General features: G+C 72.5%; 3 protein-coding genes. 2 read left to right on the forward strand and 1 reads right to left on the reverse strand.

What is annotated here, in order from left to right; translation table 11 throughout:
• The first annotated feature begins 64 nt into the window (after positions 1–64).
• Together CNO22_RS26630 and CNO22_RS26635 are read left to right on the forward strand one after the other, a co-directional pair.
• Positions 65–1033, forward strand: coding sequence for a DMT family transporter (locus tag CNO22_RS26630; RefSeq protein ID WP_232807385.1), 969 nt, complete (start codon positions 65–67; stop codon positions 1031–1033).
• Positions 1034–1093: 60 nt separating this feature from the next.
• Entirely contained in the window at positions 1094–2047 is a 954-nt protein-coding gene (locus CNO22_RS26635) for an HpcH/HpaI aldolase/citrate lyase family protein (RefSeq protein ID WP_100502239.1), read from the forward strand.
• 112 nt (positions 2048–2159) lie between these two features.
• Here the strand turns inward: CNO22_RS26635 and CNO22_RS26645 are convergent, their stop codons facing one another.
• Positions 2160–2582: a DUF4190 domain-containing protein gene (locus CNO22_RS26645; protein ID WP_100502240.1), complete on the reverse strand. Its 423-nt coding sequence runs from the start codon at positions 2580–2582 to the stop codon at positions 2160–2162.
• Positions 2583–2655 lie beyond the last annotated feature (73 nt).

A 2655-nucleotide genomic window follows, 5' to 3' on the forward strand; every position in this document is an offset into this window, starting at 1 on the left:
AATACACGACAGGAGTCGTCGGCAGCGGCGGATGTGGATAAGGGACAGTCGCAGGCTCGGGGCGGTGCCCGGGAGGGGGCCGAGGACGGGGTCCTTCCACCTGCAGGAGGGCCACGGGGCCGGGGCCGGCGCGTGGGCGCTGCACCGGCCCGGCGGGCGGGAGATCGGGATCATGGCGGTCGCGGTCGTCGGCGTCTCGCTGTCGGCGCCGCTGACGACGATGCTGGCCGCGCCGATGCTCGCGCTCGCGTTCTGGCGTAACCTCGGCGGGGCGGCGGTCCTGCTGCCGGTGCTGCTGTTCCGCGAGCGACCGGCGCTGGCCGGGCTGCGGCCGCGCGACCTGACCAGTTCCGTCGTCGCCGGCCTCTTCCTCGCCGCGCACTTCGCCGCGTGGCTGCCCAGCCTGTCGATGACGACGGTGGCCGCGTCCACCGCGCTGGTGACCACCACCCCGATCTGGACGGCGCTGGCCGCTCGGGTCAGCGGGGTGCGGCTGCCCGCCGCGACCTGGTGGGGACTGGTGCTGGCGGTTCTCGGCGTGGCGCTGATCGCCGGGGTGGACGTCACGGTCAGCCTGCGCGCCCTGGCCGGCGACGGTCTGGCACTGCTCGGTGCGATCTGCGCCGGCGGCTACGTGCTGGCCGGGGCGCGCGCCCGGCAGCGGCTGTCCACCGCGGCGTACGCGGTGGTCTGCTACTCGGTGTGCGCCGCGGCGATCGCCGTCGCCGCCGTCGTCGTCGGCGACCCGCTCGTCGGCTTCTCCGGGCGGGACTGGCTGCTCATCGCCGCCATCACCGTCTGCGCCCAGCTGCTCGGGCACACCCTGTTCAACCTGGTGCTGTCCTCGGTCGGGCCGACGATGGTCAGCCTGGTGATCCTGCTCGAGGTGCCCGGCGCGCTGCTGTTCGCGCTGGTGCTCCTGCAGCAGGTGCCGCCGCTGCTGGCGCTGCCCGGGGTGGCGCTGGTCGTCGTCGGCGTCGGCCTGGTGGTGCGGGCCAGCCGCCCGGCGGGCCTGGCCGAGCCGGGCACCTGAGACGCTCCCGAGCCCGTCGTTACCCTCCGGTGGACCTGACCCCGATTAAGCGGAGGCACCGTGGCCGAGCTCCGATCCCGCCGTTCCAACCTCGCCGTCCCGGGAAGCAACCCCCGGTTCCTGGAGAAGGCCAAGGGCCTGGGCGCCGACCAGGTCTTCCTCGACCTGGAGGACGCCTGCGCGCCGCTGGCCAAGCCCGGTGCCCGCAAGAACATCGTCGCGGCGCTGAACGAGGGCGGCTGGGGGGAGAAGATCCGCACCGTCCGGGTCAACGACTGGACGACGGAGTGGACCTTCCAGGACGTGATCGAGGTCGTCGGCGGGGCCGGCGCGAACCTCGACTGCATCATGCTGCCGAAGGTCGCCGACGCCGGGCAGGTGCAGGCGCTGGACATGCTGCTGACCCAGATCGAGAAGGCCAACGGCCTGGAGGTCGGCCGGATCGGCATCGAGGCGCAGATCGAGACCGCGCAGGGCCTGATCAACGTCAACCAGATCGCCTTCGCCAGCCCGCGGATCGAGACGATCATCTTCGGCCCGGCCGACTTCATGGCCAGCATCAACATGAAGTCACTCGTGGTCGGTGCGCTGCACCCGGACTACGCCGGCGACCCGTTCCACTACATCCTCATGCAGATCCTCATGGCCGCCCGCGCCCGCGGCGTGCAGGCCATCGACGGGCCCTTCCTGCAGGTGCGCGACGTCGGCGCCTTCCGCGAGGTCGCCAAGCGCTCGGCCGTCCTGGGCTTCGACGGCAAGTGGGTGCTGCACCCCGGCCAGGTCGACGCGGCCAACGAGATCTACTCGCCGTCCCAGGAGGACTACGACCACGCCGAGCTCATCCTCGACGCCTACGACTGGGCGACCTCCGAGGCCGGGGGCAAGAAGGGCTCGGCGATGCTGGGCGACGAGATGATCGACGAGGCCAGCCGCAAGATGGCGCTGGTCATCGCCGGCAAGGGCCGCGCCGCGGGCATGCAGCGCACCTCGACCTTCACCCCGCCGGAGAGCTGAGCACCTCCTGACGACGGCCCGCCCGGGTGCACCGGGCGGGCCGTCGTCGTCCGCGGCCCCGGCCAGAGGCTCGCCGCGAGCCTGCGAGCGGTGAGGCGGACGGGGTCCTCCCTCAGGGGCCGAAGTCGGCCGAGCCGACCGAGGCGAGCGCGAGGGCGAAGAACACGAAGGCCAGCACGGCTAGCGCGGTGGCGATGCCGCCGATGATGATGCCGGCCAGCGCCAGGCCGTCGCCCTGCTCGCCGGTCTGCCGGATCTGCCGGCGGGCCACGATGCCGAGCACCAGCCCGACCGGACTGAAGACGAAGGCCATCACCAGCGCCAGGATCGCCAGGGTGTTGGTCGGCGGCGGGTAGCCGTAGCCCGGCGGCGGCCCGTAGCCGGGCACGCCGTAGCCGGAGAGGCCGTAGCCGGGCTGGCCGCCGTACCCGGGCGGCGGACCGTAGGCGGGCTGGTCGAAGGGAGCCTGGCCGCCGTAGCCCGGTGGGGGGTATCCGGGCGGCGGCGTCCTGGCGCCCTTCTGTCGCTGATACACATCTCCCAGCCCACCAGCCCTGACTCGACTTCGTATGCGCTCTTTCTCTGGAGAAGTACCTTTGACACACTTT

Source organism: Geodermatophilus chilensis (assembly GCF_002802985.1).
Lineage (GTDB): Bacteria > Actinomycetota > Actinomycetes > Mycobacteriales > Geodermatophilaceae > Geodermatophilus > Geodermatophilus chilensis.